At 43.4% G+C, this 23,309-nt stretch carries 28 protein-coding genes; 15 read left to right on the top strand and 13 right to left on the bottom strand.

Annotation, left to right across the window (positions count from 1 at the left end; translation table 11 throughout):
* The first annotated feature begins 51 nt into the window (after positions 1 to 51).
* Together RKD52_RS14620 and RKD52_RS14615 are read left to right on the top strand one after the other, a co-directional pair.
* On the top strand, positions 52 to 375 hold the full coding sequence (locus RKD52_RS14620) for an AbrB/MazE/SpoVT family DNA-binding domain-containing protein (RefSeq protein ID WP_454100254.1): 324 nt from the start codon (positions 52 to 54) through the stop codon (positions 373 to 375).
* A 40-nt stretch (positions 376 to 415) separates the two neighbouring features.
* Positions 416 to 814, top strand: a complete 399-nt coding sequence (locus RKD52_RS14615; protein WP_454100253.1) for a hypothetical protein — start codon at positions 416 to 418, stop codon at positions 812 to 814.
* 75 nt (positions 815 to 889) lie between these two features.
* Here RKD52_RS14615 and RKD52_RS14610 read toward each other — a convergent pair whose 3' ends face one another.
* The 3 genes from RKD52_RS14610 to RKD52_RS14600 all read right to left on the bottom strand — a co-directional run bounded on the left by RKD52_RS14610 (position 890) and on the right by RKD52_RS14600 (position 2,486).
* Positions 890 to 1,585 carry a hypothetical protein gene (locus RKD52_RS14610; protein WP_454100252.1) on the bottom strand — a complete coding sequence of 232 codons (696 nt, stop codon included), beginning with the start codon at positions 1,583 to 1,585 and terminating at the stop codon, positions 890 to 892.
* A 233-nt stretch (positions 1,586 to 1,818) separates the two neighbouring features.
* Positions 1,819 to 1,974, bottom strand: a complete 156-nt coding sequence (locus RKD52_RS14605; RefSeq protein ID WP_369732680.1) for an aspartyl-phosphate phosphatase Spo0E family protein — start codon at positions 1,972 to 1,974, stop codon at positions 1,819 to 1,821.
* 59 nt (positions 1,975 to 2,033) lie between these two features.
* Complete coding sequence (locus RKD52_RS14600) at positions 2,034 to 2,486, bottom strand: MarR family winged helix-turn-helix transcriptional regulator (RefSeq protein WP_454100251.1); 453 nt, start codon at positions 2,484 to 2,486, stop codon at positions 2,034 to 2,036.
* Between the two features lie 111 nt (positions 2,487 to 2,597).
* On the opposite strand from RKD52_RS14600, the gene RKD52_RS14595 reads away from it, so the two are divergent.
* Positions 2,598 to 3,011 (top strand): organic hydroperoxide resistance protein, encoded by a 414-nt coding sequence (locus RKD52_RS14595; protein WP_426864345.1) that lies wholly within the window; start codon positions 2,598 to 2,600, stop codon positions 3,009 to 3,011.
* A 42-nt stretch (positions 3,012 to 3,053) separates the two neighbouring features.
* Here the strand turns inward: RKD52_RS14595 and RKD52_RS14590 are convergent, their stop codons facing one another.
* On the bottom strand, positions 3,054 to 4,181 hold the full coding sequence (locus RKD52_RS14590; RefSeq protein ID WP_454100250.1) for a S8 family peptidase: 1,128 nt from the start codon (positions 4,179 to 4,181) through the stop codon (positions 3,054 to 3,056).
* 282 nt (positions 4,182 to 4,463) lie between these two features.
* Here RKD52_RS14590 and RKD52_RS14585 point away from each other — a divergent pair, with 282 nt between their 5' ends.
* The 3 genes from RKD52_RS14585 to RKD52_RS14575 all read left to right on the top strand — a co-directional run bounded on the left by RKD52_RS14585 (position 4,464) and on the right by RKD52_RS14575 (position 8,487).
* Positions 4,464 to 5,717 (top strand): helix-turn-helix domain-containing protein, encoded by a 1,254-nt coding sequence (locus RKD52_RS14585; RefSeq protein WP_454100249.1) that lies wholly within the window; start codon positions 4,464 to 4,466, stop codon positions 5,715 to 5,717.
* Positions 5,718 to 5,736: 19 nt separating this feature from the next.
* Positions 5,737 to 5,892: a hypothetical protein gene (locus RKD52_RS14580; RefSeq protein WP_158001601.1), complete on the top strand. Its 156-nt coding sequence runs from the start codon at positions 5,737 to 5,739 to the stop codon at positions 5,890 to 5,892.
* 876 nt (positions 5,893 to 6,768) lie between these two features.
* Positions 6,769 to 8,487: a methyl-accepting chemotaxis protein gene (locus tag RKD52_RS14575; RefSeq protein WP_454100248.1), complete on the top strand. Its 1,719-nt coding sequence runs from the start codon at positions 6,769 to 6,771 to the stop codon at positions 8,485 to 8,487.
* A 23-nt stretch (positions 8,488 to 8,510) separates the two neighbouring features.
* Here the strand turns inward: RKD52_RS14575 and RKD52_RS14570 are convergent, their stop codons facing one another.
* On the bottom strand, positions 8,511 to 8,840 hold the full coding sequence (locus RKD52_RS14570; RefSeq protein WP_029281840.1) for a MerR family transcriptional regulator: 330 nt from the start codon (positions 8,838 to 8,840) through the stop codon (positions 8,511 to 8,513).
* Positions 8,841 to 9,031: 191 nt separating this feature from the next.
* Here RKD52_RS14570 and RKD52_RS14565 point away from each other — a divergent pair, with 191 nt between their 5' ends.
* Complete coding sequence (locus RKD52_RS14565) at positions 9,032 to 9,187, top strand: hypothetical protein (protein WP_369732691.1); 156 nt, start codon at positions 9,032 to 9,034, stop codon at positions 9,185 to 9,187.
* Here the strand turns inward: RKD52_RS14565 and RKD52_RS14560 are convergent.
* Positions 9,179 to 9,439, bottom strand: a complete 261-nt coding sequence (locus RKD52_RS14560; protein WP_454100247.1) for a hypothetical protein — start codon at positions 9,437 to 9,439, stop codon at positions 9,179 to 9,181. The genes RKD52_RS14565 and RKD52_RS14560 overlap by 9 nt on opposite strands.
* Positions 9,440 to 10,000: 561 nt before the next feature.
* Here RKD52_RS14560 and RKD52_RS14555 point away from each other — a divergent pair.
* Both RKD52_RS14555 and RKD52_RS14550 read left to right on the top strand, forming a co-directional pair.
* Positions 10,001 to 10,591: a molybdenum cofactor guanylyltransferase gene (locus RKD52_RS14555; protein ID WP_454100246.1), complete on the top strand. Its 591-nt coding sequence runs from the start codon at positions 10,001 to 10,003 to the stop codon at positions 10,589 to 10,591.
* Positions 10,592 to 10,678: 87 nt separating this feature from the next.
* Positions 10,679 to 11,137, top strand: a complete 459-nt coding sequence (locus tag RKD52_RS14550) for a MarR family winged helix-turn-helix transcriptional regulator (protein ID WP_369732696.1) — start codon at positions 10,679 to 10,681, stop codon at positions 11,135 to 11,137.
* Between the two features lie 45 nt (positions 11,138 to 11,182).
* Here the strand turns inward: RKD52_RS14550 and RKD52_RS14545 are convergent, their stop codons facing one another.
* A complete protein-coding gene (locus RKD52_RS14545) occupies positions 11,183 to 12,013 on the bottom strand; it encodes a hypothetical protein (protein ID WP_454100245.1) in 831 nt (276 codons plus the stop codon).
* Between the two features lie 93 nt (positions 12,014 to 12,106).
* Positions 12,107 to 13,954 (bottom strand): DNA ligase D, encoded by a 1,848-nt coding sequence (locus RKD52_RS14540; protein WP_454100244.1) that lies wholly within the window; start codon positions 13,952 to 13,954, stop codon positions 12,107 to 12,109.
* Between the two features lie 71 nt (positions 13,955 to 14,025).
* On the opposite strand from RKD52_RS14540, the gene RKD52_RS14535 reads away from it, so the two are divergent.
* Entirely contained in the window at positions 14,026 to 14,556 is a 531-nt protein-coding gene (locus RKD52_RS14535; RefSeq protein WP_454100243.1) for a D-glycero-alpha-D-manno-heptose-1,7-bisphosphate 7-phosphatase, read from the top strand.
* A gap of 19 nt (positions 14,557 to 14,575) precedes the next feature.
* Here RKD52_RS14535 and ku read toward each other — a convergent pair whose 3' ends face one another.
* The gene (gene ku, locus RKD52_RS14530; RefSeq protein ID WP_454100242.1) at positions 14,576 to 15,433 is read right to left on the bottom strand and encodes a non-homologous end joining protein Ku; all 858 of its coding nucleotides are present in this window, start codon (positions 15,431 to 15,433) and stop codon (positions 14,576 to 14,578) included.
* Positions 15,434 to 15,574: 141 nt separating this feature from the next.
* On the opposite strand from ku, the gene RKD52_RS14525 reads away from it, so the two are divergent.
* Entirely contained in the window at positions 15,575 to 17,083 is a 1,509-nt protein-coding gene (locus tag RKD52_RS14525) for an aldehyde dehydrogenase family protein (RefSeq protein WP_454100241.1), read from the top strand.
* Positions 17,084 to 17,296: 213 nt separating this feature from the next.
* Here the strand turns inward: RKD52_RS14525 and RKD52_RS14520 are convergent, their stop codons facing one another.
* Positions 17,297 to 18,070 carry an undecaprenyl-diphosphate phosphatase gene (locus tag RKD52_RS14520; protein ID WP_454100240.1) on the bottom strand — a complete coding sequence of 258 codons (774 nt, stop codon included), beginning with the start codon at positions 18,068 to 18,070 and terminating at the stop codon, positions 17,297 to 17,299.
* Between the two features lie 191 nt (positions 18,071 to 18,261).
* Here RKD52_RS14520 and RKD52_RS14515 point away from each other — a divergent pair, with 191 nt between their 5' ends.
* Together RKD52_RS14515 and RKD52_RS14510 are read left to right on the top strand one after the other, a co-directional pair.
* Positions 18,262 to 18,882, top strand: coding sequence for a DedA family protein (locus RKD52_RS14515; protein ID WP_454100239.1), 621 nt, complete (start codon positions 18,262 to 18,264; stop codon positions 18,880 to 18,882).
* 127 nt (positions 18,883 to 19,009) lie between these two features.
* A complete protein-coding gene (locus RKD52_RS14510; RefSeq protein WP_454100238.1) occupies positions 19,010 to 19,813 on the top strand; it encodes a TerC family protein in 804 nt (267 codons plus the stop codon).
* Positions 19,814 to 19,927: 114 nt separating this feature from the next.
* On the opposite strand, the gene RKD52_RS14505 is transcribed toward RKD52_RS14510, so the two are convergent.
* The gene (locus tag RKD52_RS14505; RefSeq protein ID WP_454100237.1) at positions 19,928 to 20,071 is read right to left on the bottom strand and encodes a hypothetical protein; all 144 of its coding nucleotides are present in this window, start codon (positions 20,069 to 20,071) and stop codon (positions 19,928 to 19,930) included.
* A 104-nt stretch (positions 20,072 to 20,175) separates the two neighbouring features.
* Between RKD52_RS14505 and sigI the strand changes: the two genes are divergently transcribed.
* Together sigI and RKD52_RS14495 are read left to right on the top strand one after the other, a co-directional pair.
* On the top strand, positions 20,176 to 20,922 hold the full coding sequence (gene sigI, locus RKD52_RS14500) for an RNA polymerase sigma factor SigI (protein ID WP_369732709.1): 747 nt from the start codon (positions 20,176 to 20,178) through the stop codon (positions 20,920 to 20,922).
* Entirely contained in the window at positions 20,919 to 22,085 is a 1,167-nt protein-coding gene (locus RKD52_RS14495) for an anti-sigma factor domain-containing protein (RefSeq protein WP_454100236.1), read from the top strand. Before sigI ends, RKD52_RS14495 begins: the two co-directional genes overlap by 4 nt.
* A 98-nt stretch (positions 22,086 to 22,183) precedes the next feature.
* Here RKD52_RS14495 and RKD52_RS14490 read toward each other — a convergent pair whose 3' ends face one another.
* Both RKD52_RS14490 and RKD52_RS14485 read right to left on the bottom strand, forming a co-directional pair.
* Positions 22,184 to 22,390: an alpha/beta-type small acid-soluble spore protein gene (locus RKD52_RS14490; RefSeq protein WP_029281808.1), complete on the bottom strand. Its 207-nt coding sequence runs from the start codon at positions 22,388 to 22,390 to the stop codon at positions 22,184 to 22,186.
* 129 nt (positions 22,391 to 22,519) lie between these two features.
* Positions 22,520 to 23,191: a DUF1836 domain-containing protein gene (locus RKD52_RS14485; RefSeq protein ID WP_369732712.1), complete on the bottom strand. Its 672-nt coding sequence runs from the start codon at positions 23,189 to 23,191 to the stop codon at positions 22,520 to 22,522.
* Positions 23,192 to 23,309: the final 118 nt, after the last annotated feature.

The following is a 23,309-nucleotide window of genomic DNA, read 5'->3' as shown; positions in this document are numbered from 1 at the left end:
TCTTTTTATGTTATAATTGAAGGCATCTTAAAGAGGAATGGAGTGAGATCGTTGAAAAAAGGCCCATTTTTCGTGAAAATTTGGTCAAATGGTCAAGTGATGATTCCTTCCTATATCCGCAAAAAATTAAACATACAGTCAGGTGAGCGTGTCATTGTACAAACAGACGGCAGAACGATACAGCTGATGAAAAATGACAGCAGCACCTTTGAAAACGAAACCATTATAAGCAGCAAAGGAACCGTGACCATACCAAGCGAAATAAGAAATCTCTGTGATATTGATGTTGGCGAGAAGCTGAAAATAGACTGGAACGAAGCCATGCAGAAAATTACGTTCAGCCTGCCGGATCACATGTCCACATTATCAAGCTGACACAGGAGACGTGTCGTTTGCACCATGCAGGAGGACTATAGTGAAAAAAGTTACGCTCTTTCTCATGACAGCCTTATTTGCTTTTCTTCTGTCAGGCTGCAAGGACGAAGACGAAGGAAGAGACCGGAGGCTTGTTGCAGCAGAAGATATGTTAGAGGCAATTTTGGAAGAAGATGAAAGGGAGATGAAAGACCTTTACCTCAAAGGGGCTTATCATACACCCGAAGAATTGATTTCCCTCAAGAAAAAATGGGGAATTGACAAGCTGGAACTGAAGGATTTTAATCTTCAGGAAGAAAGCTTTTACGTTTACCGCGCCTATTATGACGAGGATGACCAAACGGAGAGAAAAGCGATTGTTCTGCGCGTCAGGGAAACGGAAGATGACCGGATCATTGTTGATTTTGTTGATCAGATAGCCGAAAAGAGACAAGAGTGATGCGAATAGAAGGAAGCGGTTGATGAATGTTAAAAACCAGGCTCAGATTTTCGGGCCTGGTTTTTTGTATGGATGTCAGCGAAACTTTAACCGTTCAATCAAGCTGATAATCTCCTGGCCATCCCTTGGTTCGATATGCACCAGTTCTGTGTTTTTAAGGATATCTTCTGTATCTTTTTGCAGCTCTTTTTCATCTGCATCAGGCGGAGGAGCTTCCCAGCGCATCGGGGTTGCGTACACGTGAATCGTCCCGTCGCCATTCCCTCTGTAAGTAACCGAACCGTCAATTAATCGGGAGCCGGATAATTGGATGACACCGCCTGGAAAGACTGCGCTGTTGTCTATATTTGGATTGACCGGCTCTCCCGGGGGAATGTGCCTGATATTCAGTTCATCAAGCTCCTGATTTGGACCAAGCTGTGTCCAGACCCTCGCATATTCAATTTCTTCTCTGGAATAGCTGTCCAGTGGATCATTTGTCTCCTTGGAACTGTCATTATCAGTCCCACTCTTTTTGGGGGTTTGGGACCTGCTTCCTTCTTTGGATTGGGTTTGGCCGCTTTTTTCAGCTGTTGAAGCTGTATCCTGCGGAAGGGATTCTTCCGTTTCATTTGAAGCTGTGCTTACATCTTCGTCATCGGTAGTGTTCTCTGCTGATGCTGCAGGCGGACTTTTTTTCGTGGAATCCTCTGGTTTGGCAGTATCTTCGGTGCATCCTCCAAGCAATGCCAGCAGTCCGAGAAGTAAAAATAGCATTGATGCCTTTTGCATTTGTAATATCCTCCTTACCATCCAGTAAAATCCTGATGCGGGTGTTGACTATCCAAAACCGAAACCGGTTAACATGAATAGCTAGGCCGAATCCATTTTCCATTATGACACGATTTTCCTCTTTTTTATATAAAAAATCCCAATTTTAAGCTTATTATCCAATCCGGAAAAGGAACAAAAACAAAGCCGGGTGATACCTGATTGGTTTCACTCGGCTTTGTTTTTGCATGAATTCAATTAGACGCTTCCTGCATTCTGACGCCAATGTTTAAGAGGCGGTCAAGCTGCTGGCTCGCTCTGATGGTAGAAGGGGAACTGAGTCCCTCTCGTCTTGCACTCTCAAGCATTTTCTGACGGTACTTTTCAATTAATAGATCTACTCGGCTCAAAACCATCACCGCTTTCCCGCATGTGTTTATAGTTTAACTATCGGCCGATTTTTCCTATTTTAAACCTTTTTCTGGGAGGAGGTGAGTTTTTTTAATAAATGCCTGAACTCCGTGTTCAGCCGCTCATAATCCTCTATTGTAAGTCCGCTTGCTGCAGCCATGTACTCGGGGACGCGTGAGGCATCCGCCTGCAGATTCCGTCCTTGTTCTGTCAGACAAATGTTCACTTTTCGTTCGTCTGCTTTTGACCGGTTCCTCTGAACGAGTCCCGCTTCTTCTAGCCTTTTTAAAAGAGGTGTCAGAGTGCCCGAATCAAGAAACAGTTCTTTACCAAGTGCATTAACACTCATCTCTTCCTGCTCCCATAACACTAGCATGACCAGGTACTGGGGATAAGTCAGCTTAAGCTCCTGCAGGATGGGCCTGTACAGCTTAGTCATTTCCCTCGAGCATGCGTAAATAGAAAAACAAAGCTGCTGCTCCAGTCTGAGAGATTGCTCTATAGCCATCATACATTCTCCTGACATTTCTTATTTGACAAGACCAGTATACCCTTGTTATATTAGTTTTGCAAAAATAAATTGTGCGCAATTAAATTATACGAAACTAAAGGAGAGATTCACATGCAAAAGCTATACACTGCAACAGCATCAGCCATTGGCGGCAGAGAAGGACGGGTGCAGACCGCCGACAATTTCCTGGACCTTGCAATTGAAATGCCGAAAGCGCTGGGAGGACGCGGCGGAGAAGGGACGAACCCGGAACAGTTGTTTGCTGCAGGGTATGCAGCATGTTTTGACAGTGCGCTGAACCTTGTTGCCCGTACTGAGCGTGAGAAAATTGGCCAGACAAAAGTCACTTCCCACGTTTCGATCGGAAAAGATGACTCCGGCTTCGGACTGTCGGTTGTGCTGGAAGTTCATATCCCGGATGTGTCAGAAGAACGCGCAATGGAGCTTGTTCAAAAGGCTCACGGCGTATGCCCGTATTCAAAAGCGGTCAAAGGAAATATTGAAGTTGAATTAAAAATTGTTTAAAGATGGAAAAGAGCTCACGTTTAGGACGTGAGCTCTTTTGCTTTATTGGATGGCGGCCTGGACATTAATTAATCCCGCACCATAATAAAATGGGTCGCCCAAAGGAAGAGCAGTGTTTTTCAGCCTGCTTCGGACTTCTGTATTGGACATGGATGGGTATTTTGACAAAATAAGTGCTGCAGCACCAGCAACATGAGGAGAAGCCATTGAAGTTCCATTAAAAGATGCATACTTATTTCCCGGAACCGAACTTAAAATATTTACACCTGGAGCCATCACTTCAAGTTCGCTGCCGACACTTGAAAATGAAGCTCTGGCATTTGCTGAATCAACGGCTCCAACAGCAATGACAGAACTGTATTTGGCAGGGTAGCCAATTGTATTCCGTTTGCCCTTTGATCCGCTGTTTCCTGCAGCAGCAACAACCACTACTCCTCTGCTGTAAGCGAGGTCTGCGGCCTGTTTAAGAGCTGTTGAATCCTGACTGCCGCCGAGGCTCATGTTAATAACATCCATACCATTAGCAACAGCCCATTCAATTCCCTGTGCGATTCCGCTGTAGCTGCCGCTTCCTGTTGAATCAAGAACCTTTACTGCATAAAGAGAAACGTCCGGTGCAGTACCGAGCACCCCAACTGTATTATTTAATGCTGCTACAGTGCCGGCTACATGAGTCCCGTGACTATCGCCATCAATAAACGGATCAGGCTCATTTGGGATAAAGCTTGCTCCGCCTGAAACATTCAGATCTTCATGGGAAGCGTCAATTCCGGAATCGAGAATGGCAACCTTTACACCGCTTCCTTTTACCCCTGACGACTGAACGGCGTCTGCTTTAATTTGTGTGATTCCATAAGGGACGGATTGTCCAATGGCTTTTGCTTCGAAATCTTCTTCAACAAACAGAACGTTCGGGTTTTTCTCGAGCGCTGCCGCTGCCTGATCAGGCAGGGAGGCGTGAACAACATTCATATATTTATATTGATGCTTGACCTTGCCCCCTAAACCGGAGATGATCGATGCTTTCATTTTAGAATCTTTAACAGTTGGTTTCATTCCGATGAGGTAATCTTTCTTTACCGTTTCCGCTTCTGCCGGCTGCATGGAAAATGCCATTGTGAATGCTAGAATAGCAGCAAGAAGCAGACTGAAAATCTTTTTCTTTTTCATCAAATACCCCCTAGGTAGAAATGATTGAATAGATTGACTATTCTATTAATTATGCTACCATTTTAATAGAAGGTCTTGTATTGGGAAAAATGAGCCTTTTTTCACCGTTTAATGCAGAAAAGCAGAGGGGTGTTTCCTTACAACTTTTAATATTGGGAAATAAGGTTGTATTTTTTCATTTAATTTCGGAAAATTAAGTCTATTTTCCCAATACGAAACGACAAGGAATCGTCATAATAAAGAGAGAATGACATATACAGATTAGTAGATGAGGTGCTGCCCATGGAAATCGGAAGTCGGATAAGGTTCTATCGCATACAGCAGAATATGACCCAGGAGGAACTGTCTAGAGGCATCATTTCCACTTCATACTTATCGAAAATTGAAAATAACCAGACCACAGCAAGCATCGAGGTATTGGATTTCCTCTGCAGCAGACTTAAGATCAACCTCATCGAAGAAGAAGAAATTCCGCTCATGAAGTCCCTGTTTGACTGGTACCATGATATCGTTCACCGCCGGCAGGATACTCTCAAAAAAAGATATGAAGAGCTCCGGGAGAAAATCCATTCCACAAGCGACACAACAGCCATGCTGTACTTTGTTCTTTTTGAGTTCAGATACTTGCTCACAGAAAGAGATTTTGCAGAAGCAGAAGCAAAGCTTGAGAAAATCAGCCTCTATAAAGATATCTTTGAAGAAAAAATGACGTACTATTACGAGAAATTCATCGGCCTTCATCACTACCTTCAGAGCAAATATTCCTCAGCCCTTATGCATCTTAAAGGAGCTGAACGGTTTTTGACGAAGCATCTCCCCTTTGAAAAATGGGAAGAAGCGGATCTCTATTATTCAATCGCCCTTACCCTCAGCCAGCTGCGGAAGGCAGCCCTGGTCATTCAATATACTCACTTCGCATTAAATATCTATCAGTCAAGATATGATTTAATGAGATGTGCCGAATGCCAGATCCTGCTTGGGATTAATTATTTGAGGTGTGAGGAGTACAGCAGGTCAGAGGAAAGCTATCAGCTTGCCCGAAAAATAGCCGAACAGCTGAATGATAAAAGTTTACTAGGAATGATCTGCCATAACATGGGGTATTTAAGTTCTATCACCAAAAAATATGAACAGGCAATTGTTCATTATAACGAGGCCTTGAAGTACAAAAATAAACATGAAGCATTAAGCACAATTTTCTCCATTCTCTACGCGTATTACCAGCTGGACAAGAAAGAGGATGCAGAAAAGTGGATTCTTGAAGGCCAAACCATTTTAATGCAGAATCCTAATCAGGAATATGATTATCATTTTAAAGTCTATGATTCTCTGCTCAAAGGCAATCTTTCAGCTGAATTTGAATTCTTTATGCTGGAAGTGGTCATTCCGTACTTTATTGAACATGAAAAGCAGCAATATATTATTGAATACTCGGAGCTCATGGCCTCTTACTTCGAAGAGCGCCACAAATATAAATCAGCGGCACACTACTATCAAATCGTATGTAATGCTTTAAAAAGAGCTTATTCAAATTAGGAAAAGAGGAGAATGATTTATGAAGAAACTATTAGTTGGATTAACCACTGGCGTATTCTCTCTGGCGTTTGCAGCGGGAGTTGGACTTTTCTCAGAACCTGACCATCCGAAAATTGTTTCTGAACCTGATCACCCGAAGATTGTCTCGGAGCCGGATCATCCTAAAATTGTTTAATTGATAAACATAGACTTTGGCCAGCGAGTCTGGCTTGATACCATTTTAGTCATGAAAAACCGAACTAGGGTAGCTAGTTTGGTTTTTTTTATGTTTAAAGCCTATGAATGGATTCGTATTTGTGTGTGTTTCTACTAGTGCCGCCGATTTTATTGGAAAAGGATCGTCGTTTATGGCGTCATTTGCTGGAGTGCTGCCACTTTTAACGGGATTGAATCCTTGTTTGTGGCGTCAATCGTTGGAGTGGTGCCACTTTTAACGGGATTGCATCCTGGTTTGTGGCGTCATTCGTTGGAATGTTGCCACTTTTAACGGAGATGGCTCCTGGTTTGTGGCGTCAATCGTTGGAGTGGTGCCATTTTTAACGGAAGTGGCTCCTGGTTTGTGGCGTCATTCGCTGAAGTGCTGCGACTTTTATCGGAGATGGAACCTCGATAGTGGCTCGTTATCCTCTAACAGCGCTTTCCCTCATCCATTGACCCAAGAAAGTGTTCTATTCCGCCTCTAACAACACGAACCCTCGCCGATTGACCCAAGTAAATGCTCTAATCCGCCGTTAACAACACGAACCCTCGCCGATTGACCCAAGTAAATGCTCTAATCCGCCCTTAACAACACGAACCCTCGCCGATTGACCCAAGTAAGTGTTCTAATCCCCCGTTAACAACACGAACCCTCAACGAATGAACCCAGTAAGTGCTCTAAACCCGCCCTTAACAGCACTCCACCCAGTCCTCATCCCCCATCAACAGCTCTATTCATTCTTTTGACCTTCCGATTTGCTAAATATTCTGCCAAAATGGCCGATGTATGGTGTATAAGTCTTTTTGCACACATACATATTTGGCAGATTTGGTTAAATAGGAGGGTCTGGATATGAGAAAGAGAAAAGGATGGAATTTTAACAAGAGGTCAAACCTTACATTGAAGGGCAAGCTGCTGGGGAGTTTTTCGATCATCATGGTGCTCAGCCTGCTGATGGCAGGATTTACGATTGCCGGGTTCACTATGGTCAACAGCCAGACGAAGAAAATTGTGCAGGAGGATATGCAGTCGCTGCTTGCAGAAGGCAAGCTCAGGGACAATATCACACAGCGGGTTTCTTTAATCAGGGCATATTTCATTTATGGAAAAGATGAATACAAAGATCAGTATTATGAGTTGACGGAAGAAAGCAAATCTCTTCAGAAAAATCTGCTTGAACGCAGTGTGAACCCTAAAAGCAGGGAGCTTATGGAAAAGAGTTCCGAGTGGGAGAAAATGGTTGAGGAAGATGTGATTAAAAGCTTTGATTCCGGGATGAGAGTGACAGCCAATCAGACGTTGAGAGGCGATGTTCAGAATCTTGCGGATGAGCTTACAAAGGGCTTTGACGCCCTGGCTGAAGAGCGTGAAAAATCGATTGTAAGAGATGGTGACGCGATCATCAGTCAGGGAAGATTGATCAATCTTCTTGGAATTGTTTTGTCTTTACTTATTATCGGAACGGGTATTTTTCTTTCTGTCCGGATTTCAAATGCCTTGACGAAACCAATTCATTCCATCGCCAAAAGGATGGAGGATATTTCAAAAGGACAGCTGAATCATGAGCCCATGTCTCTTGATTCGAAAGATGAAATTGGCAGTCTTGTCGCATCTGTGAATGAAATGAATGTGCAGCTGAGCGGAATTGTCAGGGACATTTCGGAAGCATCGGTTGTTGTTTCATCGCAAAGCGGTCAGCTGCAGGCTTCTTCAAAAGAGTTAAAAGCTGGAAGCGAACAAATTGCGTCAACGATGCAGGAGCTTTCATCGGGAGCTGAGACGCAGGCATCTTCCGCTTCTGATCTTTCTGAAACGATGGGTGAACTGATGGAATCCATTTATGTCGCGAATCAAAGCGGGGAAGCTGTTGCAAAAGCATCTGGTGAAGTTCTCACTCATTCGTATGCGGGGTATGAACTTATGAATGAATCTGTCAATCAGATGAACCGCATTAATGGACTTATGGAAACAACTGTTGAAAAAGTAGAGCATCTGGATGAACAGTCAGAGAAAATTTCCACTTTGGTGGATGTCATTCAGAGCATCGCAGATCAGACGAATCTTCTTGCTCTTAACGCAGCGATTGAAGCTGCCAGAGCAGGGGAGCACGGCAGAGGGTTTGCGGTTGTGGCAGATGAGGTTAGAAAACTTGCTGAACAGGTTTCAAGCTCAGTTGTTGATATTAACAAGATTGTCAGCAATGTCCGCAAAGAAATAGAAGAAGTAGCTGAAAACCTGAAGGATGGATATAAGCAAATTATAAAAGGGTCTGCATCCATCAGTAAGACAGGAGAGAGTTTTTCAGAGATTAAAGAGTATATTGAAGAAATGTCGGGAAGAATCACGACCATCCAAAAGGATTTAAACCGCATTATGAAAAGCAGCGAAATCATGAATGATTCCATTTCAAGTATTGCGTCAGTTTCAGAGGAGGCTGCGGCAGGGATTGAGCAGACTGCTGCTTCTGCTGAACAGTCAAGCCAGTCCATGGAAGAGATATCAGGACATGCTGATTCACTGGCTGCCGTCTCAACAAGACTTACACAGCTTGTAAACCGGTTTAAACTATAAAAAAATGAGGCGCAGCAGGCGCCTCATTTTTTATTGCGAAAATGAAACTGAGCGTTTAGCTGGCCTTCAAGCATTTTTTTGCGGTAATCAGGATTTGAACGCATTTCCTTCTTGCGCATTTCTTTCAGGATTTCATTCGTCTGCACGCCGTCTTCACGTTTGTTGGCAATGTCCATTAATCGTTCTACATCCGAAAAAGAATACTTTCTTGTGCCTCTTGAGGTCCGCTGCGGAGAAATCAGATGCCTCTCTTCGTAATAGCGGATTTGGCGCAGGGATAAGCCGGTAAGCTCGCTTACAATCCCGATTGAAATCACTTTTTTATCTTTATATGAGTGGTCCTGCTGTTCCATTTTTCCACCCCGCACTTTCATTTCTTTTTCCAATTATACCTTATGGAAATGAGTTGAAGTGCACTTTTGTCAGAAAATCTAACATGAATTGTCAGATTTATAAAAAACATTGTGAGTTTATTTAACAACAATGATGATTTATGAATCTTTTCTCATTACACTTGAATTAACAGATTGAAGGAGGAGACAGCATGGATTTGAAGAAGGCAGCTGAAATTGCCAGGAAGATTGTAGAACTGGATGTAAGGAGGGATGAAATGCTTGAGGATCTGCAGAATGAAATCGGAAAAGATGCGCATGAATTTCTGCGGTACATGCAAAACTCATGCCTGAAAAAATCATCCTGATCTTCTGGCCATTCGGGAAGGAAGAAAGTCCGTTAAAAAGTGACTGAGCTCAAAAAGATAGTCTTCTGTAAACATTGAGGTTACATCGCTGAAGCGGTCATATCTGTGTTCATAAGCACATAAAAGCAGCAGTTTCCCGGATTTGAATTCAGCAGTATACAGCTGCTCATTCTTCGGTTCAAGTGTATTCAGAAAATAGATTTGATGCAGTTCCCCGCGTGTCCGATAAGCAATCGGGCGGATATGATTCATTGTCAAGCCTCCTCCATGTAATAGCCTGAGACTAGTCTTGACCGTTTACGGCTTTTTAACACATTCAGCTGAACTTTTACACTGGCTTAACCGTGGACTAACAATCAGCGGGTAGAGTGATAACTAGACAGTTTGAAAGGAGAAGTGAAAAATGAGCAAATTGTTCCGGAAAGCTCTTGAAGATCAAAGGGTTTTTTTACAGCAGGAAATTGAACTCGCTCGGCATACACGACGAAGAGGTGCTGAGCAGCATGACGCTGTCTGAATTGAAAAAGGAATATCAGTATTTTTACAGCGGTGTGCCTTTTATGAAACTCACCCATAAAAAACCTGTGCAGCCGTAGAATCCCGGTTTATACTCTTCATGGCGGGCAAAAATTGCAAAAACGATGCCATTCTTCTAATCAGCCTTCCTCATTAAATCCCGCCAAAAGCCGAGATGTTCTCCGGCTTTTTTTGCTGTCTGGAAGACGCGCGGTGCAGGAACAGAGGGAAAAGAGAAGATAGCCTCGAGACACGAAATTGTGGTAAGATGATTAAAAGAAGACTGCGGAGGAATTTATGACAGTTGCAGGTATTGTACTGGCCGGCGGAATGTCGCGGCGATTTCAGTCTGATAAGGCATGTGAACCATACAAAAACGGCACATTTCTCACGTATGCTTATTCGGAATTGAAAGCGGTATCAGATGTTGCTGCAGTCTCCGGACGCAAATTGAAACATCCTGAGATCACAAGTTTTGAAGACATTCCTCCATTTAAGGGACTTGGACCGCTTGCCGGAATTTACTCGGCTATGAAAATAGTAAAATCTGAATGGTACCTTGTCCTTGCTTGTGACATGCCGCTGATTGACCGGCAGACTCTCTCTGTCTTTACAGGGTTACAAACCGCCGGACATTCAGCTGTTGTACCTGTTATTCACGGAAAGGTTCATCCGCTTTGTGCAATGTACCATCGCTCGCTGCTTCCCGTGCTGCAGAAACAGCTTGAGGACAGAGAACTTAAAATGATGTCACTGCTGCATGCCGCCGAGCCGCTCATGCTCGATCAATCGCATTTTGACCGGCCTGACCGATTTGCAAATATCAATAAAAAAGAGGATCTGGCCTTATTGAATGAGCCAAAGTTCCAGCAGGAAAGAAACCTTTAAAAAACAGTATGTCATAGTAAAATAATCCATGTGGTTTTTTTGAATTTTTAGATATCTTTACAATGTTAAGGTAAGAGGGCGATGAGAATGAAGTCTTATACAAATGAAGAACTTGAACTTGCACTGAATCTTTTTAAAACGTTCGCAAGGGCATTTAAGAGTGTTTCCGAACATTCAATTCGTGACAGCAAGGAACATGGGTTTAACCCGACAGAGTTTTCTGTGCTTGAACTTCTTTATACGAAAGGTCCCCAGAAGCTTCAGCAAATTGGCTCGCGTCTTCTGCTTGTCAGCGGGAATGTTACCTATGTGATCGATAAGCTTGAAAAGAATGAATTTATATACAGGGAGCAGGATCCAAAAGACAAGCGTTCTGTTTATGCCAATCTTACTGAAAAAGGAAGAACCTACCTGGATGAGATCTATCCGGTACATACATTGCGAATGGCCCGGGCTTTCTCCGGCCTGTCCATCGACGAACAGCAGCAGCTGATGGCTTTGCTGAAAAAAGCAGGCGTACACAGTCAGCATCTGCTTTTCAGATAAAAAATCCCGAAAATCGGGATTTTTTATTTTGGCTGTACGCCTTAATCATCCTGCGTGCGATCTGACAGCATCCTGTGTCCATTTCCACATCAGGCAGCTCACTGCGATAAAGAACAGGTGCAGCGCTGCGAACGAGGCGAAGCCGGTGTGATAGGAAAATAATCCATTTTCCAGCAGTAAATAGTGGATGCAGAGAAGGATAAGAAAAAGCAGCAGCTTAATGACTCTGCGGCGGATAAGCACAATCAGTGTGTAAAAAACGCACGCAATGCTGAAAAAGACAGAGTTTGCTGCAAGATGATCACGAACGGGATTATCAAACCAGCCCGGCTGAAACAAATACATGGTAAGCGGAACAGTTGCTGCCCATGTGAGTGTTAAGGATACGCTCAAATTCATAAAGTAAAGGCCCAGTTTGGCAGCGGGGCGGTTATTTTTTTTCAGCAGCCTGTACCACCGGGATGAAATGAGAAAGGCGGCAGGAAGCAGCAAAGTTGTATAGTAAACTTTCCACCAGTGATGTTCATAAATTCCCAAATGCAAAAAGGAAACTTCCACAGCGGACATGCCAAAACTGATCAGCAGCATCGCCGGAAAGGTAAGCCTGTAAAATGCGGCTGTGACACCAATCATCGGGACAATCATGAGCTGGCTGAAAATAGAACCAAATGAGCTGTCTGAGAAAGGGTCACTGAAAACTTCCGGTTTATATGTATAAGAATGTAAGAAAACAAAGATGAAAACTTCAAAAATAATCGCAAGCCCCGCATTTAACAGCCATAGAGGAACGAGCATGGGACGGTCTTTTCGTGCATTTGCATAAGCAAGCGCTGCGGTTGCTGCGAAAAGGAGAAAGAACCAAAAAAAATTCGGCATAGGTCAGGCCTCATTTATATAAGAGTATGACTTATTTTTGTCATTCTCCCGATGAATTATGTTTGGCTTAACAGATTCGGGATGATGACGCTGTTATCCTTTTGATACTTGCTCCTCAATGAAATGCAGGATTTGCATTAGCACTTTATCCTGCGGAGAGGAAAAGAAGTCTGCAAAGGGACAGGACATATCCTGCAGGCGATCGGCAACTGTGTTCATTGTATACGAGTCAGGCTTCAGACCGTCCTTTACTTCCTCCCAATAGAGCGGTGCTGCTGCAAAGGCTCCTGCAGGATTTCCCCTGAGAGAATAGGGTGAAATGATGGTCTTGCCTTCAGCATGCTGAATATAATCGATATACAGCCTGTTTCCGCGGTTTTTCTTCAGTCTTTCAACCGTAAACGCTTCAGGGAATACCTGTACAAGATAAGAAGCAATAAATTCTGTAAAGCTTCTCGTCTGCTCGTAGGAAAATGTCCCCTCCGTTATGGGGATGTGAATCTGAATGCCTTTTCCTCCTGAAAGCTTTGGAAAAGACTTAAGAGAGAATGATTCAAATAGTTTATGCATTTCAAGAGCCGCTTTTACAGCAAGTCCAAATTCATTTCTTGAAGGAGGGTCTAGGTCAAATACGATTTCATTTGGCTGATGGGACTTCCGGGTCTGAAAGGGAACGTGAAATTCGATGGCACTCTGATTGCCGAGCCACAATAAAGTGGAGGGGTCATTGCAGAGAATGTACTGGATTCCTTCATGTAAGGATGTTTGAATAAAATCCGGCGCGTAGTCAGGGCAGTTTTTCTGATAAAAAGCTTCATCAGAAGTGCCGTGCGGATAGCGGATGACAGTCAAATGTTTATTCTCAAGAAAAGGGAGCATGCTTTCAGAAACATCAATCAAGTATGCAAGATAATCTTCCTTTGACCTTACCGGATTGTTCCAAAGAGGCTTGTCCGGGTGAGTAAGCTGAACGTCTTCATGAACGGAAACCGCATGTACTTTAAGCTGTGACCATGTGCAGAGTTCAGGAGCAAGGTCAAATCTGAACGCATGAAATGAAGGCTCCCGCAGCTGATTTTTGTACAGTCCGAGAAATTGAAGTTCCACACAGATTGCTGGAGCAATAGTGATCCATTGGGAATTTTCCTTCTCTTTATTTTGTCTGAGAAACTCCACAAGCGATTCTCTTTCTGTTTCCTCAAGCCCGTGGGAAAAAACACCGGCTTCCATAATCGTGCCGTGATCGTAAGTGCCTGCTTTAAAGTAGCCGTTTTTCTTGTCATATCCGATAATAAAAACAAGGCCGTATTTATAGTTTTTTATTTTGAGCCAGTTTTTTGTTCGGATGCCTGGCTCCCACCTGCTGTTCAGATCTTTCGCCAGAATTCCTTCTGAGTCATGGCGTATGGCATCCTTAAACAGGGCATCTCCGTCTGAGAAAGAGGGGACATATTGTATACGTCCTTCCCCGGGTGCGGGGGTGAGCGGAAAACCACATGCTTCCAACAGAGAGGCCAGTTTCTCCTTTCTGATATTGAGAGGGGAAGCCGAGAACTTCTCACCGGCGCACTCTACAAGATCAAACACCAAAAACGTACATGGATCAGCATGTACTGCACGCTGGATGTTCTCCTCCTTTTTCAGCCTTCCCCGCTTTTGAATCTTCTCAAATGATGCTTTGTGCGCACTTTGCAAAACGGTGAGTTCCCCGTCAAGTGTACAAGGCATAAACGGCTGAAACTTGGAAAAGCTTGAACGGACAGCTTCTATGATTTCGGGAAAAAGAGGAGCAAGGTCTTTTCCGTTTCGGCTTGTAAAGGAAATGGCTGATTGTGAGATGGAAAGAAGGGCTCTGAATCCGTCATATTTTATTTCAAAGCTCCACTGGCTTCCTGCAGGCCTCTTTAAAGAAAGAGATGGAAGCATTGGTTTTACATACATAGCAGACTTCCTTTGCTTTTTATTACTCTTACTATTTCTTATTAACGATTCGTTTATGAAAGGATGTTCTAATGATGAAAGCCGTATTTTTGGACCGTGATGGTGTGATAAACGAAGTGCTTACGGAGAGGGTCCGCTTTGTGAACAATCCCTCACAGCTTTACCTGCTTGACGGTGCTGCAGAGGGAGTGCGGATTTTATGCGATAAAGGCTATAAAGTGTTTGTCGTCACCAATCAGGGCGGAGTTGGATTTGGGTATATGAAAGAGGCTGTCCTAAAAGATATCCACCGGAAAATGGTTGAAGAGATTAAAAAAGCAGGGGGGAGAATCGAAGAAGTCGCCTATTGTGCACATTCCCCGCATGCGGGCTGTGAGTGCAGAAAGCCCGGGTCCCTCATGATTACAGATCTTGCTGAACGGCATGGCATTACAATAGAAGAAAGTTACATGATCGGTGACAGGGATGTGGATATAATGGCCGGAAAAAAAGCGGGAACCAAAACAATTTTGGTTGGCTCATCTGATCATGGTGCGGATATGACTTTTCCTTCTCTGCTGGATGCCGCTAAATGGATTGGAGGACAGCCGGAATCCCGCTAATCGCTCAGCGGGACTGTCCTTACGCTTTTTTTCTGGCTGTTTTTGTTTTTTTGCCGGCTGCCGCTTTTTTCTTCGGTTTTGCAGCTGTTTCTTTTTCTGGCGGTTTTTCTTTGGATTTGTCGATGCTTGCCTGAAGGGCGCTCATCAAGTCAACGACATTTTCACGGGGAGCATCTGCAGGTGTTTTGCCCTCATTTTTGCCGGCTTTTTTCTGAATCAAATTCAGGAGCGCTTCCCGGTAGTCATCTTTATAAGATTCTGGGTTGAAAGAGGTTGTCAGCTGGTCAATGAGCATGATCGCTGTGTCAAGTTCCTTTTCCCCAATATCTGTCTTCTCCGGAACACTTGGCACGTCTGATGCTTTTCTGACTTCGTCCGGGTAATGAACGGTCTCCATCACAATCGTATTCTGGTATACCCTCAGAACCGCGAGCTGCTGTTTTGAACGGATGGTCATTTCTGCAACACCGATTTTACCCGATTTCAGCAGGGCCTCGCGCAGAAGAGAATAAGCTTTTGCTCCATTTTCCCCGGGGCCGATAAAATAGGAGCGATTAAAGTAAATCGGATCAATTTCATCAAGGTTGACAAAATCGATAATTTCAACCGCTTTATCCTCAAGCTCCTGCTTAAGCTGTTTGAGTTCGTCTTCTTCAAGGATGACAAATTTTCCTTTTACGTATTCGTAGCCTTTTACAATCTCATCATTTCCGACTGCTTCATCACAGTTCGGGCATTTCTTTTCATATTGAATGGGCGTATGGCATTTACTGTGCAAATTCCTCAGCTTCACATCTTTATCTTCAGTAGCGGCATATAATTTAACCGGTATATTGACCAGTCCAAAACTGATGGATCCTTTCCACATCGTGTGCATGTCAGATCTCCTGCTTTCCTTGATGATATATCATTAGGTTTGCCATAATTTCTGTGATAATGTGCAGGTTCCATACAGCTGTTTATTGTTTATGATCTTTTTAAATGGGAATATTTCTAGAAAAGAACAGGAGGGGAAGCCATGGAGCAAAGCAAAACTGCGGCAGACCTAAACCCGGCTGGAATTGCCGGGGCAGGAGCCATTGATCAGACATCTGATTTCCGCATCAGCCAAATCATGAATTCTTCAAGAAGAGCGTTTGCCTCTTGGAGAGAAAAGAGTGCAGGAGAACGGCTATCTTATCTGAAAAAGCTGAAACACGTTCTGATAGACCATATGGACGAATGCATTGAAGTTCTTGCAGCAGACACCGGAAAAGTAAAAATAGAAGCGGTAACAGCAGATTTGATGCCTGTTCTTGACACATTATCCTTTCTCGAAAAAAATGCTGAAAAAAGTTTGAAGGCGAGGCGTGTTAAGACGCCGATCCACTTTATCGGGAAAAAAAGCTACATTGAATATATGCCAAGAGGAGCCGCTCTGATTATCTCGCCCTGGAATTATCCCCTCCAGCTCGCACTCGTGCCAGTCGTAAATGCTCTTGCAGCAGGAAATACCGTTATTTTGAAGCCTTCGGAAATTACCGCTGAAACAGGATTGTTTATTGAAAAAGCCGTTCAGCTCGCAGGTTTTCCGGATGGAGTCATTCAGGTGGTTCATGGAGGAAAGGAAACCGGGCAAGCGCTGGTTAAAGCTAAACCGGATTTTATCTTTTTTACAGGATCTGCTGCTGCAGGCAAGAAGATTCAGGAAGAAGCCGCAAAGACCCTCATTCCCGTTACATTGGAGCTCGGAGGAAAGGACCCCTTCATTGTTTTTGAAGATGCAAATCTTGAAAGAGCAGCGAAGGCAGCTGCATGGGGTTCCTTCACAAACAGCGGGCAGGTCTGCATGAGTACTGAGAGGATTTATGTGCAGGAGGATGTGTATGAAACATTTCTTGACCTGCTCGTTTCTGAAACAGTCAAGCTGAAGCAGGGTCGTGGTGAGGATGATGATATCGGCGCGATGACACATCCGTCGCAGCTTTCAGTTATAAAAGACCACGTGGAAGAAGCCGTTGCGGGAGGGGCACGACTCATCGCCGGATCACTTCCTGAAAACTGGAAGCTGTCTGAAGGCCTGTTTATCAATCCGATGGTTTTTGCAGACGTAAAGCAGCATATGAAGATCATGCAGGAAGAAACCTTTGGGCCTGTTGCAGCTGTCATGCCGTTTCAATCTGAAGATGAGGCCATTGCTCTCGCGAATGATTCAGTCTATGGGCTGAATGCAAGCGTCTGGAGCAAAGATCTTGAAAAAGCTAAGCGTGTTACTTCAAGACTTGAAACTGGAAACGCCGTTATTAATGATGTGATGATGTCCATAGCCAACCAGCATCTCCCGTTTGGAGGAGTGAAACAAAGCGGAATCGGAAAGTATCACGGCAAGGACGGAATCCGCCGCTTTTGCCATGAAAAATCTGTCATGGTGGACAGGGGCAGAAAAAAGACAGAGATGCAGTGGTATCCGTATAAAAACAAGTATAACAAAGTAAAGTCGCTTTTAAAGATGCTCTACGGCAGGAAAAGAAACCGAAAGGCACGCTAAAAAACAGCGGGAGAACCTCCGCTGTTTTTTTCTGTTTGTAAGGAAATTATAAAGAATAAAAGGCTGTGGATAGCATAACAAATTTATCCTCGGCAAGCGTAAGCTCCTAAATCCTCTCTCAGAACAAATCCGTCAAAAAAGGCGGGAACCGGACTCTTCAGCCTGATTCTTATCTGCCTATCGGAGCGGGCCTTGGCGCTTGCGCTTTTGTTCTTATCCCTTAAACTGAATGAACAGAATGACCGCTCCCAATATCCATACGTAGACCGCAAATCCCCTCAAAGAATGTTTCTTCACAAATTGGATCATCCACTTAACAGCCACATATCCTGTCAGGGCAGCACTAAGCGTAGCAACGAAAAGAGGGAAGAAGCCAATAGTCGCCGCCTCGCCTGAAAACAAATCGGATGCCTGAAAAAGAATAGCTCCGAATATAGCAGGTATCGACAGCAGAAACGAAAAATAAGCAGCTGTTTCTTTGTCTATTCCTCTCATAAGAGCTCCGACGATCGTCATTCCTGATCTTGAAATGGCAGGGAAGATGGCGAGGGCCTGGAAGGAACCGATGAAAAAGGCATCAAAAATGGTGAGGTCATCGAGTTTTTTTGCTCCTTTTTTTATGGAATCAGCAAACCATAAAAATGCTCCGGTAATAAGAAACTCCCATCCGATCGTTGCCCCTGATTTGCTGATGCCGTCAAAAAAATCGCTGATGAAAACACCTGCAGCCACCGCAGGCAATGTTCCCGCAGCAAGCAAAAGAGTTAATTTGCTGAATGGCTGTTTCAAAAGCCTCCATAATATATCTTTGTAAAAGACGATCAGGGCAATAAATGTGCCAATGTGAAGCATCGTATCGAGAAAGATCCCGCCGTCCTTCATGCCAAACAGCATTCTGCCCAAGTAAAGATGACCAGTTGAACTGATGGGAAGAAATTCCGTCAGTCCCTGAATAACGCCCAAAATAAACGCCTGAATCCAGTCCATTTTCATCACCCCTGTAAAATAAGCGTTCATAAAAATGCCAAAATAAAAGTATTGTAAAGTTGTCCCTTTTTAATGGTATGTATAGTATGATAGCTTGTAGAACTGAAAGGCTGATTTGTGCGGCTGCTTCTGATAAGAAGGAAAGTACTGCGCGTAATCGATGTCTGTAATAAAGGAGTCTGGAACTGAATATGGAACATTACATACTTGCTTTTATTGAGTACTTTAAAGACCTCTCCTATTTTGGGGTGCTTTTTGCTCTATGTTTTGAATTTGTGCCTGCCGAGATTGTTCTTCCGCTCGCTGGATACTGGGTGTATCAGGGAGATATGCTGCTGTGGGGCACTGTGCTTGCCGGCACGATTGGCGGAACAATCGGTCCGCTTACCCTTTATGCACTTGGCCGCTATGGTGGAAGACCTTTTCTGATTAAATATGGAAAATACATGTTTATCAATGAAGAAAATCTCGCTAAGGCCGATTTGTTCTTTGAGAAAAACGGGGCTATGGTGGCTTTTACGGCAAGGTTTCTGCCAGGGGTCCGAACGCTGATCTCCATTCCGTGCGGCATGGCAAAAATGAACGTCTGGGTATTTTCCATCTATACCTTTGCAGCCATGCTGCCGATCACATTCCTGTATGTTTATCTCGGATTTAAACTTGGGGATAAATGGGAACAGGTAGGCGGAATGGCAAACGACTATTTGCTTCCTGCCGCTGCAGTAGTCGTAGCTGCTTTTATTTTGTACAAGTTCTTCACAAGAAAAACGGTCAAGCCCTCAGCAATTTCACAGGATAAGAAAATCAGCTGAAAAACTTGCTGCATCCTGACATGGATTTCCTAAAACGTCTTTTCCAGCATAAGGAAAAGATTTTTTTTGATAAGAGTGAAAGGAAATTGGGTATATAGAGAAAATACAGATATAGGAGGAATGTTGAATGGATGTTGCCCTTTTGCTTGAATACGGGTGGGTATTACTTGTTTTAATTGCACTGGAAGGAATTCTTGCGGCAGACAATGCTCTTGTTATGGCCGTCATGGTTAAGCACCTTCCGGATGATCAAAGAAAAAAAGCTCTGTTTTACGGGCTTGCAGGAGCATTTGTCCTGAGGTTCGGCTCGCTTTTTTTAATTTCATTTTTGGTCGATGTCTGGCAGGTACAGGCAATAGGGGCTGTTTATCTGCTGTTTATTGCCATAAATCATTTGGTGAAGAAATTCATTTTAAAGAAGGATTTGCATGGTGATAAGGACAGAAAGGAATCAGGCTTTTGGATGACGGTTCTTAAAGTGGAACTTGCAGACATTGCGTTTGCGGTTGATTCCATCCTTGCGGCAGTCGCACTGGCAGTAACACTGCCTGCAACGGGTCTGCCGGAAATCGGAGGTCTGGATGGCGGCCAGTTTGCCGTCATTTTGGCCGGGGGCATCATTGGCCTGATTATCATGAGATTTGCAGCGAGCTATTTTGTCGCCCTGCTGCAAAAACGTCCGAGTCTTGAGACCGCTGCATTTGTCATTGTTGGCTGGGTAGGAGTGAAGCTTGCTTTGTACACGCTCGCTCACCCGGACATTAACATCATTGATAAACATTTCATTGAATCTGCAACATGGAAGCTTATCTTCTGGATTGTTCTAGCAGGGATTGCTGTTGCCGGATGGTTCTTATCCAAAGATGAAAGCAGTCGCCCGGATACAGAAGAAGAGAAGCTTGTGGAAAAAGCTGAAGACCGACTTGATTGAGCACCCTGAAAGGGGTGTTTTTTTTTTTGAAATTAAATGACAGTTCGTGGGTGAAATAGTGGTTTTATATTAAAAATTTTACAATTAATCAACTTTTACCCTGGATTTCCGCCTTTATTTGTAACCTTTTTGTAAAAAAACTAATATTACACCCTCAAAACCCAAACTTGCTTCGTAGCTGTTTAGTAAGAAAAAAGAAAGGAGAACAATTATAATAGATTCTTCATCTGCTGCTTCATCAATGCCTAATAGGTTCATCTTTACCTCAAGGCTCTCACGATTCCAAATTTCTTCCTTTGCGCTCTCAGGGCAAATTAGCTATGATTATACGAAGTAATATGGGAGAACTGAGGTGAGAACCGGTGCTTAGCCTGTTGTTTAAACTTGGCAAAAAGAAACCAACTTTAGAAGAAACTGTCCTGCAGATCCAGGACGGCGACACACAATTGCAGAACACATTAATTGACCAGTATAAACCTTTCGTGGCAAAAACCGTTTCTTCGGTCTGCAAAAGGTATATTGATGAAAAAGACGATGAATTCAGCATTGGATTAATTGCCTTTAATGAGGCCATTGAAAAATATTCAACTGAAAAGGGAAGTTCGCTGCTCGCTTTTGCCGAATTGATTATAAAGAGAAAAGTCATTGACTATATTCGAAAAGAAGCAAGAAACGCCCAGACAGTAAATATTGATCTACAGGAACACGAAGAAGGCGAGGCTTCGCAGAGCAAGATTGAAGCGGAGCTGTCCGTTGAAGAGCATCAAAAGCTCATTGAACAGGAACAGCGAAGGGAAGAGATTGTGTATTTCCATAAAGTGCTCCAGGAATTCGGTCTTTCTTTTTCAGAGCTGATGGAGAATTCTCCAAAACATATGGATGCAAGGCAAAATGCAATAAAAGTAGCTCAAGTCCTGATTGAGCACGATGAGCTGAGGCGGATTCTGTTTGCGAAAAAACAGCTTCCTGTTAAACAGCTTGAATCGCTTGTATCTGTCAGCCGCAAAACAATAGAGAGAAACAGAAAATATATTATTGCCATGACAATAATTTTATCGGGGGATTACGTTTATCTGAAAGACTATATAAGAGGGGTGCTTCAATCATGAAAAAAGGGATCGTCGTTGACCGTAATGATGATTATGTTACATTGCTTACCCCTGATGGACAATTTTTGAAAGCAGCAAAACAAAAACGTTCATACGAGCTGGGTGAGGAAATTACTTTTTTTCAGCTTTCAGATACAAGCGAAAGAGCATCAAAATCAGTAAGTATTTTTAATCTGCGCGGAATTCGAAACGGGTTACTCGCAGTGGCAGCTCTTATTCTTATCTTTTTTACCTTGCTGCCCGTTTTGAATGATGACAGGGTATATGCTTATATGACGATTGATATCAATCCAAGCTTTGAGCTTCAATTAAACGAAGAACTTAAAGTCATAAGGATTGAACCCATGAATGAAGATGGGAAGGCTATGCTTGCCGAACTGAAAGACATGAATAAACGCAGTGTATCAGATGTCTTTTCAACCATTGTGGACAAAAGCAGATCTCTCGGCTATTTAACAGACGATAAGGAGATCTTTGTGACGACGGTAACAGCAGATGACAAGCATGAAGAGACAAAAAAGAAAATGCTTGCAGATGTTGTGCGCCTGAAAGAGTCATACATGGAACAAAGCCTGAATGTTCAGGCGGTAGAGACAGATGTTGAAACACGCAATAAAGCAGTGGAACAAGGGATTTCTACTGGTAAATATGTAAAACTGCAAAAAACAGAAGAAGCTGATCCTGCAGAAAAAGAAGATGCGGAAAAGCGCAATGAAGAGGAAAAGGCTGATAAAGAGACAGAACCAGCCAAACCGGAATCTGCTGAAACAGTTCCTCCTGTTAAAGAGCCAGCACCTCCGCCAAAAAAGGATCAGGAACCGCCTGCTTTGAAAGAGAACAAAGAGAAGGAAATCAACAAAAAGCCCGCTGTGCCAGATCCGCCTAAAGAAAAAGAAACATCGATGAACACAAATAAACAGACAGCTAAAGCAAAAGCCGAAGCTGAAAAAGCAAGTAAAGAAGCTGAAAAAGCAAGAAAAGAAGCAGATAAAGTAAGTAAAGAAAGAGAGAAAGAAAAAAAGCGGAATGAAGAGAAATCCCGTGAAGACGATGATGACGAGAGAGACGGCGACAGCCGCGACCGGGATGATGACCGCGAGGAAGATGAAGACAACGACAATGACGATGACGATAATGAGGGGTCAAGATCTGATCGTGATTGAAACATAGGGTGCCGCGAAAGCGAATCTGACCGGATAGGCACCTGCTGCATACATAGAAAGAAGAAAACCGCAGGAGGATTCCTGCGGTTTTTGCCATATTATTCAGTTTTAGAAGCCTGTCCTCCAAGACCTGCCTGTGCTTGTGCGACCAGGCGCTTCGTGATTTCTCCTCCAACAGAACCGTTAGAGCGTGCAACTGTATCAGAACCAAGCGTAACGCCGAATTCCTGTGCAATTTCATATTTAATTTGATCCAGGGCCTGTTCAATCCCAGGAACAAGCAATTTATTGCTGCTGCGTGCCATTATACTCAACTCCTTCATAAAAGTTTGCAGCCATAGGGCTGTGTTTATAGTCTTGTTTCAAAAGGACAATCTATACTGGCAATTGTGCCCTATGATATGAGGTGAAGGGGTTGAGTAAATGACATTTATTTAAAAATGCTCCTGCAGAAACAGACGGGTTCTTTTCTGAAGATAGGATGTGATGACGGAAAGCACGGTAATCGTCAAAATATCCTTTACCTGATTCCAGTCATCTTCCGGAAGATCCTGAAAAAGGTCATGAGCCGCCTGTATTTGATCCTGAACATCCTTTTCGAGCTCATGTTCAGAAAGCGAGAATACCGTGATCGATTCCATACGTTCAAGAATTGTCCCGTAAGCGGAGTAATAACGCAATGGCGAAATCAAATCATCGCTTCGGTCCGATAATGTATTAAACAGAAGCTTCAGCAAATGCCTGATTGTATCAAAATCAAATGCTGATTTCAGGTCTCTCACAATGAGGAGGATGGCTGCTTGTTCGATTGAATATTTTTTGCCGTGTTCAGGTGAGCCGATCAGTTCTTTCATATCCCTCTTTATCCAATTCTGAATCGATGTGGACTTTAAAGAAGTCAGTTCGCACAGTTTTGCAAGTGAAACAATTTCATTTGATGAAAGTCCTCTTGGAAGAGGCTTGGAGCTTCTGATGAAATCAGGAAAATCAGACGGGTCGATCCCGATTTCTTTCAGTACAGATGCCGGGGCCGCATCGCTTTCTCCCTGCAGGGTGAAAAGCAGTTTGGCCATTTCTGAGCGTTTCAGCTGTATTTTCATGGGCATCACCTCTTTGTCATTTATATGTCTGTTTTTTAAGCAGCCATTTTTCAATCGTGCTGCATAACATTACCAAGTGCTTAGTATTTGCGATTATTCCTCTTCATTCTTTATACTATAAATT

It is taken from the genome of Metabacillus sp. SLBN-84, from assembly GCF_053629595.1.
Note: the sequence above shows the minus strand (reverse complement) of the source record. Positions and strands in the feature narration are given on the sequence as shown.

What these genes read in the sequence shown, in the direction of transcription:
- RKD52_RS14610 (WP_454100252.1), bottom strand. Translation starts at nt 1,585, where the DNA reads ATGCAAAAGGCATCAATGCTATTTTTACTTCTCGGACTGCTGGCATTG.
- RKD52_RS14600 (WP_454100251.1), bottom strand. Translation starts at nt 2,486, where the DNA reads ATGATGGCTATAGAGCAATCTCTCAGACTGGAGCAGCAGCTTTGTTTT.
- RKD52_RS14595 (WP_426864345.1), top strand. Translation starts at nt 2,598, where the DNA reads ATGCAAAAGCTATACACTGCAACAGCATCAGCCATTGGCGGCAGAGAA.
- RKD52_RS14590 (WP_454100250.1), bottom strand. Translation starts at nt 4,181, where the DNA reads ATGAAAAAGAAAAAGATTTTCAGTCTGCTTCTTGCTGCTATTCTAGCA.
- RKD52_RS14585 (WP_454100249.1), top strand. Translation starts at nt 4,464, where the DNA reads ATGGAAATCGGAAGTCGGATAAGGTTCTATCGCATACAGCAGAATATG.
- RKD52_RS14580 (WP_158001601.1), top strand. Translation starts at nt 5,737, where the DNA reads ATGAAGAAACTATTAGTTGGATTAACCACTGGCGTATTCTCTCTGGCG.
- RKD52_RS14575 (WP_454100248.1), top strand. Translation starts at nt 6,769, where the DNA reads ATGAGAAAGAGAAAAGGATGGAATTTTAACAAGAGGTCAAACCTTACA.
- RKD52_RS14570 (WP_029281840.1), bottom strand. Translation starts at nt 8,840, where the DNA reads ATGGAACAGCAGGACCACTCATATAAAGATAAAAAAGTGATTTCAATC.
- RKD52_RS14565 (WP_369732691.1), top strand. Translation starts at nt 9,032, where the DNA reads ATGGATTTGAAGAAGGCAGCTGAAATTGCCAGGAAGATTGTAGAACTG.
- RKD52_RS14560 (WP_454100247.1), bottom strand. Translation starts at nt 9,439, where the DNA reads ATGAATCATATCCGCCCGATTGCTTATCGGACACGCGGGGAACTGCAT.
- RKD52_RS14555 (WP_454100246.1), top strand. Translation starts at nt 10,001, where the DNA reads ATGACAGTTGCAGGTATTGTACTGGCCGGCGGAATGTCGCGGCGATTT.
- RKD52_RS14550 (WP_369732696.1), top strand. Translation starts at nt 10,679, where the DNA reads ATGAAGTCTTATACAAATGAAGAACTTGAACTTGCACTGAATCTTTTT.
- RKD52_RS14545 (WP_454100245.1), bottom strand. Translation starts at nt 12,013, where the DNA reads ATGCCGAATTTTTTTTGGTTCTTTCTCCTTTTCGCAGCAACCGCAGCG.
- RKD52_RS14540 (WP_454100244.1), bottom strand. Translation starts at nt 13,954, where the DNA reads ATGTATGTAAAACCAATGCTTCCATCTCTTTCTTTAAAGAGGCCTGCA.
- RKD52_RS14535 (WP_454100243.1), top strand. Translation starts at nt 14,026, where the DNA reads ATGATGAAAGCCGTATTTTTGGACCGTGATGGTGTGATAAACGAAGTG.
- ku (WP_454100242.1), bottom strand. Translation starts at nt 15,433, where the DNA reads ATGCACACGATGTGGAAAGGATCCATCAGTTTTGGACTGGTCAATATA.
- RKD52_RS14525 (WP_454100241.1), top strand. Translation starts at nt 15,575, where the DNA reads ATGGAGCAAAGCAAAACTGCGGCAGACCTAAACCCGGCTGGAATTGCC.
- RKD52_RS14520 (WP_454100240.1), bottom strand. Translation starts at nt 18,070, where the DNA reads ATGGACTGGATTCAGGCGTTTATTTTGGGCGTTATTCAGGGACTGACG.
- RKD52_RS14515 (WP_454100239.1), top strand. Translation starts at nt 18,262, where the DNA reads ATGGAACATTACATACTTGCTTTTATTGAGTACTTTAAAGACCTCTCC.
- RKD52_RS14510 (WP_454100238.1), top strand. Translation starts at nt 19,010, where the DNA reads ATGGATGTTGCCCTTTTGCTTGAATACGGGTGGGTATTACTTGTTTTA.
- RKD52_RS14505 (WP_454100237.1), bottom strand. Translation starts at nt 20,071, where the DNA reads ATGAACCTATTAGGCATTGATGAAGCAGCAGATGAAGAATCTATTATA.
- RKD52_RS14495 (WP_454100236.1), top strand. Translation starts at nt 20,919, where the DNA reads ATGAAAAAAGGGATCGTCGTTGACCGTAATGATGATTATGTTACATTG.
- RKD52_RS14490 (WP_029281808.1), bottom strand. Translation starts at nt 22,390, where the DNA reads ATGGCACGCAGCAGCAATAAATTGCTTGTTCCTGGGATTGAACAGGCC.
- RKD52_RS14485 (WP_369732712.1), bottom strand. Translation starts at nt 23,191, where the DNA reads ATGCCCATGAAAATACAGCTGAAACGCTCAGAAATGGCCAAACTGCTT.